The sequence below is a fragment of the Steroidobacter sp. genome, from assembly GCF_016790065.1.
Taxonomy (GTDB): Bacteria; Pseudomonadota; Gammaproteobacteria; order Steroidobacterales; family Steroidobacteraceae; genus Steroidobacter.
This window is the reverse complement of the sequence record NZ_JAEUPY010000912.1, coordinates 1-6,091: the sequence shown is the minus strand read 5'-3', so window position 1 is coordinate 6,091 and position 6,091 is coordinate 1. Positions and strand designations below refer to the sequence as shown.

Annotated in this window: 5 protein-coding genes; 3 read left to right on the top strand and 2 right to left on the bottom strand. The window is 61.1% G+C overall.

Translation table 11 applies throughout. The annotated features are described in order from the left end of the window. Positions 1-987, top strand: a 987-nt coding sequence (locus JNL55_RS36380) for a M20/M25/M40 family metallo-hydrolase (protein WP_293866712.1), incomplete at its 5' end; no start/stop codon positions are given. A 2-nt stretch (positions 988-989) separates the two neighbouring features. Continuing rightward, positions 990-2,654 (top strand): serine hydrolase domain-containing protein, encoded by a 1,665-nt coding sequence (locus JNL55_RS36375; RefSeq protein ID WP_293866709.1) that lies wholly within the window; start codon positions 990-992, stop codon positions 2,652-2,654. Position 2,655: 1 nt separating this feature from the next. On the opposite strand, the gene JNL55_RS36370 is transcribed toward JNL55_RS36375, so the two are convergent. After that, positions 2,656-3,711 carry a FecR family protein gene (locus tag JNL55_RS36370; RefSeq protein WP_293866706.1) on the bottom strand — a complete coding sequence of 352 codons (1,056 nt, stop codon included), beginning with the start codon at positions 3,709-3,711 and terminating at the stop codon, positions 2,656-2,658. Then, positions 3,708-4,313, bottom strand: coding sequence for an RNA polymerase sigma factor (locus tag JNL55_RS36365; RefSeq protein ID WP_293866703.1), 606 nt, complete (start codon positions 4,311-4,313; stop codon positions 3,708-3,710). The genes JNL55_RS36370 and JNL55_RS36365 overlap by 4 nt, the downstream gene beginning before the upstream one ends. A 147-nt stretch (positions 4,314-4,460) precedes the next feature. Here JNL55_RS36365 and JNL55_RS36360 point away from each other — a divergent pair. Then, the coding region (locus tag JNL55_RS36360; RefSeq protein ID WP_293866700.1) for a TonB-dependent receptor plug domain-containing protein at positions 4,461-6,091 on the top strand (1,631 nt) is incomplete at its 3' end.

Here is a 6,091-nt window from a genome sequence, read left to right as displayed (position 1 = left end):
GCGAGTGAAGGTGCGCTCGCGTGGGTCAGCGAAGCGTGGCGCGATGGCGGCCGTGTGCACGGCGATGGCTATCTCTACAAAGTCGGTGAGAGTCCCAAGCTGCCGGGTGTCGAAATGGCCGCCGAGGACTATCGCAAGCTGGCACGCTTCGCCAAGACTGATACACCGCCGACGCTCGAGATCCTGAGTCGCGTGCGATATCACGATGACGATACGAAGGCTTACAACATCATTGCGGATCTGCCGGGCCGAGATCGTAAGGCTGGCTATGTGATGGCTGGAGCGCACCTCGACAGCTGGGTGGCATCGGATGGGGCGCAGGACAATGCCGCTGGCAGCGTCGTAGTGATGGAAGCTGCGCGCATCCTGAAGAAGCTGCAGCTCAAGCCCAAACGGACCATCCGCTTCGTGCTGTGGAATGGCGAAGAGCAGGGCATGCTCGGCTCGAAGGACTACGTCGAGAAGCATTTCGCGACCCGCGCGCCGTTGGCTGATCCAGAGCAAGCCAACATTGAACCGTTCTACACCTGGCGTCTGCGATATCCGGTTACGAAATCGCAGGGCTATGGCGACCTCGCGGGTTACTTCAACCTTGATAACGGTTCGGGAAAAGTGCGCGGTATTTACGCCGAAGGTAACTTCGCCGCCGTGCCCATCTTCAAAGAATGGCTGGCGCCGTTTGCGAGCATGGGCGCGACGCAGGTCGCGGTGAAGCGTACCGGCGGCACCGATCACGTCTTCATGCAAGACATCGGCTTGCCGGGCTTCCAGTTCATTCAAGATCCGCTGGACTACAGCAGCCGCACTCATCACAGCGATGTGGATAGCTACGATCATTTGAAAATGCCTGACTTGAAACAGGCCACCGTGATTCTGGCGTCGATGCTGTTGATGGCGGCCGAGCGCGATGAGCCGTTGCCGCGCCTGCCGGTGCCAAACGCTCCGCAGGCGACCGATCCGTTCGAGTATCGCGACGAGGGGAGTTGAGCATGCGTTGGCGTGGCTGGATCGGCGGACTCGCGGTGCTTTTCTGCGGGGCCGTGTTGGCCAGCAGCGATCCCGCTAAGAACATCGACGCGTTGCTGGCGAAAGAAGCGTCGCGAGATCGACCCGGGCTGGCCGTCGGCGTGTATCGCCAAGGCAAGGTCGTTTATTCGCGTGCGTTCGGCATGGCGGATCTCGAGCAAGATCGCGCGCTCACGCCGGCCAGTCAGTTCAACGTCGCCAGTGTTTCCAAACACTTCACGGCGTTCGCGGTGTTGCTGCTGGTCCAGGGCGGCAAGCTCGGTCTCGATGACGACATCCGCCGCTACTTGCCCTACGTGCCGGACTTTGGCGCCAAGATCAGCGTGCGTCATTTGATCTGGCACACCAGCGGCCTGCGCGAAGAGGGCAACCTGTTCATCATGGCAGGGCGTGCCAAGGAAGATTATCGCCGGCAGCAGCAGGTGTTGAATCTGGTGGAGGCGCAGCGCGCATTGAACTTTGCGCCTGGTAGCGATCATCTCTACTGCAATACCAATTACATTCTGTTGGCCGAGTTGGTGAAGGCTGTGTCCGGCCAGTCGTTTCGTGAGTTCACCAGCGAGCGCATCTTCAAGCCGCTGGGCATGACGCGCAGTTTCTTTCGCGACGACATGCATGAGTTGGTGCCAGGCAAGGCGAACTCATATAAGCAAGACGCGGCCAAGGGCCGTTGGCTGCTGTCGCTCGACAATCACGACCTGCTGGGCTCGATCGATCTGTTCACCACGGCTGAGGATCTGTTGCTGTGGGCGAAGAACCTTGCGCATCCCGTGGTGGGTAGTCCGGAGCTGATCAAACAGTTCGTGCAGATGGGCGCGATCGATGACGGTACGCCCTTGGAGTACGGCTACGGTTTGACGCCGATGAGCTATGCGGGCCACGCCGGCGTAGCGCATGGCGGCTCGCAAGCCGAGTTTCGTAGCGACTTCAATTTCTTTCCCGCTGAGGATTTTGCGGTCGTGGTGTTGCGTAACTCGGTGGGCGAGATGGCGTCCATCGTCGACGCGATCGTGCGGGAATACTTGGGCGATGCCGGTGGTAAGCCGCTGGTGCCACCGCGTGCGCCAATCTCGGTCTCGAAACGAAATGCGTTGGTCGGTGACTACCTCACTGAGTTCGGGCCGTTGCTATCGTTGCGGGTGGAAGGCGATGGCATTACGTCGCGCGCTGGCGCTTCGCCGGAGCGATTGGTGACTCGCGCCGACGGTACTTTCGACACCGGCGACGATCTGCGGGCTTTCAATAATTACTACCAGCCGGTTTGGGATCGCGGCGGTCGCGTAACCGAGATCCGTGGGCTGAGCGGCAGTGGTCGACGGGAAGTCACGTATCGTCGCGTGACGGTGGCGTTGCCCTCAGTCAATGACTTGCAGGAGCTGTCCGGTTCCTATCGCAGCTCCGAGTTGGACACGACGTATCGTCTGGCGGTTCGCGACGGCGCATTGACGATCAGCTCGCTATGGCTGACCGAGCCGGTAGTGTTGCGACCGACAGTGCGCGATCAATTCGAATCGAGCGCGTGGTGGTTACGGAGCTTGGTGTTCCAGCGGGACAGTGCGGGTAAACCGACTGGCTTTGTCATTCACGCGGGTCGGGTCCGAAACGTCCAATTTCAGCTAGCGCCCTGAGTCAGCGCGCCCGGATCACAAACGCGCTGTCGGTGGTTTGCACGCTCAAGTCATCGAGCCGGCCCAGAAACAACATCAGTGAGTCCGGATCGTCGGCATTGAACGTGCCGGACAGCAGCTTGGCCTGTGCGGCGGAGTCTTCCACAACGATGTGACGCTGGTTGTAACGATTGAACTCAGCAGCGACGGCTTCCAGTCGCTCGCCACTGAACACCAGCTTGCGCTGCCGCCAACTCACCGCGGCGGCCACATCCTCGTTACTCTTCTTGATCATGGGCCGCCCCGCCGCGATGCTGGCTTTCTCGCCGGCATCGAGTAACTGCGGAGCCGCACCGGGTTGTGGCTCGACCTCGCGCTCCAAAATCTTCACGCGACCTTCGAGCACGGCTACGCGTGTCTGCTCACCAGTGCGATAAACATTGAACTGCGTGCCCACCGCTTGAACCACGGTGTCACCGGACTGAACCCGGAAGGGGCGAGCGGTGTCGCGTTGGACGCTGAAGAAAGCTTCGCCTTCCAACAGCCGCACATCACGATATCGGTGCGTGAACCGGATCTGCACGCGAGTGTGAGTATTCAATTGCAGTAGCGAGCCATCGGGCAGCGGCAGCGTGCGCTGTTCGCCGACGGCGGTGACATAGGTCGGCCCGGTGTAGGCACGCCAACCCATCCATGCGCTGGCGACGAACGCCATCACTGCGAAGCTGGCCGCGACACCCCAAAGCGCGCCTTTCGATAGTCGTCGCTCAGCAGGCGCGGGGGCCACTGCGACAGGCTCCGGCCGGCTGGTTGGCAGCGGGACGACGTTGGTGTCGGTGCCGCTCGCGAGTACTTCGGCGGTGAGCGCATCGAGATCGGTCGAGTCGCTAGCGGCTGCGTCGCGGATGTCCTGCCACAGCGTCTGAGTCAGCAGGTATTCGTTGACGTGCTGCGGTGAGCTCTTCAGCCATTGCATGAACTCGGCTTGCTTTTCCGGCGGCGCGCCGGGCAGGTCGCAAACCCACTGCGCCGCCTGCTGGCGTAACTGGCGCTCGCGATCGTCGCGGGGCGTATTCATGGTTGTCGATCCTTCGAGACTTCGTCCCTGAGGTTGGCAATGGCGCGGAACAGATGGACGCGCACAGTGCTGGCCGAGATGCCGAGCTTCTCGGCGATCTGGTCGTTGGAAAGTTCTTCGCGAGTGGTGAGTAGCAACACCAGCCGTTGCATCGGCGGCAGATGTTCGATCAACACGCTGCAGCGCTCGCGTAACAGCTGCTGTTCATGAGCCTCTTCCGGACGCGTGCCGGGGTCGGGCAGATGCTCGGCTGCGGCCGTCGCAGTGGTCGAGTCGAACGTGACCACGCCGCGATTCTGGTGCAAGCGAAACTCGTACAGCACGTGCAACGCCACCTGAAAGAGATACGCCGCCGGGGACTTCACCTGCTTCGGGTCGGTGAAACGCAGCAGCCGCAAGTAGACCTCTTGTGCCAGATCTTCCACGTCCTGCGCATGCCGCAAGCGTCGCCGCAGATAACGATGCAAGCCAGCTCGCAGCGTTTCGAACGCGCGCTGGGTGGCACCGGCATCGCCCATAGCGTCCGGTGTGGCGCCGTCATCCCTATCGGCTGTCGCCTCCGGGGCAGGCCCGGGCGGCAAGTTGCGATTGTTTGGGCTCACTTAAGATAGAAGACTGGTGCCGAGGACTTTTTGTTTACCCGTGTAAACAGGCCGGTGCAGATCCCAGTCTGTATTGTTACCGGACCCCGAGGGTCGCTGGCAAACGACCGGTGCGTCCGCCACTAGATAAACTGGGGAGCGAGCCTGATGCGACGTCGTAATGCCTTGTTGTTAGCCGGAATGTTGATGTTGAACCCGGTGGTGTACGCGCACGGCACGGAGCCGGCAGTCAAGCTCGACATCCAGGCGCAGCCCATCGGCGATGCGCTCAACGAGTTCGCGCGCCAGGCGGGTATCCAGGTGATTCTGCAGACCCAAGATGGTGCAGGCATCGTGTCGCCGCGGCTGGTCGGCGAGTATCAGCCGCGTGCCGCGCTGGAGAAGCTGCTGGCCAATAGCGGCCTCGAGTTCGAGTACCTCAACGGCAACACGATCGCGGTCCGCAAGCCCGCAACGGCGAAAACCTCGTCGAGCGTCGAAGATCCGGTGATGGTGGAGGAGATCGTGGTGACGGCGACCAAGCGCGCCGAAAGCATCCAGACGGTGCCGATCAGCATCACCGCCATCGGTAACGAAGAAATCTCCAAGCGTGGTTTGAAGGGCATGGCCGACTATCTCGGCTCGGTGCCCGGTGTCAGCTATATCGAAACTCGTGCGTCGGCCAATGCGATCGTGATTCGTGGCATCGAGACGTCGCCGGAAACTCAAAACTTCGGCGCCGGTACCACGGTCGCCACTTATTTCGGCGAGACGCCGATCACCAACTCGGCCGGGTTGCTCGGCGGTAGCGGTGTGGATATCAAACTCGTCGACATCGAACGTGTCGAGATCCTGCGCGGTCCGCAAGGCACGTCGTTCGGCGACTCTTCGCTCGGCGGCGCAGTGCGGACGATTCCGGTCGCGCCGGTGCTGAATCGTTTTGAAGGCAAGGTCGGCGCTAGCTATTCGGACACCAGCGGCGACGGCGGCGGCAACACCATGTATCAAGGCATTCTCAATGTGCCGCTGGTCGACGATCGCCTCGCGCTGCGCGTGGTCGGTTACAAATACGAGAACAGCGGCTACTACAAGAATGTCTCTGGATCGAATGCGCAGATGCAGGCCTATGCGACGTTGCTCGGTCCGCAGGCCTTGGCCCTCGCGACCAACGTGAATGATCGCGGCGGCGATGAGCAGACCGGCGGCCGCATCGCGCTCGGTTGGCAAGTGACCGAAGACCTGGCGCTGACGCTGACTCATTTGCGTCAGAAATCAGAACAGCATGGCTTCAGTTCGTCGCAAGGCTACGATGACGGCTACGGCTACATCCGCTTTCGCATCAGCCCGGACCACGCGTTTCGCGGCAGTGTCGATCACGTGTTCTATAACCAAGTCGACATCAGCAACTTGCTGCTCGACTATGACCTGAGCTGGGCCAACGCGGTCACGTCGGTATCGTGGACCGATTCGACAACTCAGTACAGCAACGGATCTTCCTACAACTCTTACTACGACGTTGTGGCCACCAGCCCTTACAAGGCGCTGTCCGCTGAAGTGCGGTTGGCCACCAAACTGGAAGGGCCGCTGCAATTTCTGGCGGGCGTGTTTCATGAGAAGTCCAACGGCAAGTCGGTGGAGACTTACGGCACGTTGCTCGATCCAGCAAGCAATCCTCGCGGCAACGGCGTCGACGACATTCTCGGTATCTACGACAACGATCGGGATCTGAAACAGGATGCCATCTTCGCCGAGGTCACTTACGACCTCACCGATCAGTTCAAGCTCACCGTCGGCGGGCG

Excerpts from the sequence above, each read along its gene's own strand:
- JNL55_RS36375 (WP_293866709.1), top strand. The coding sequence starts at position 990 with ATGCGTTGGCGTGGCTGGATCGGCGGACTCGCGGTGCTTTTCTGCGGG.
- JNL55_RS36370 (WP_293866706.1), bottom strand. The coding sequence starts at position 3,711 with ATGAATACGCCCCGCGACGATCGCGAGCGCCAGTTACGCCAGCAGGCG.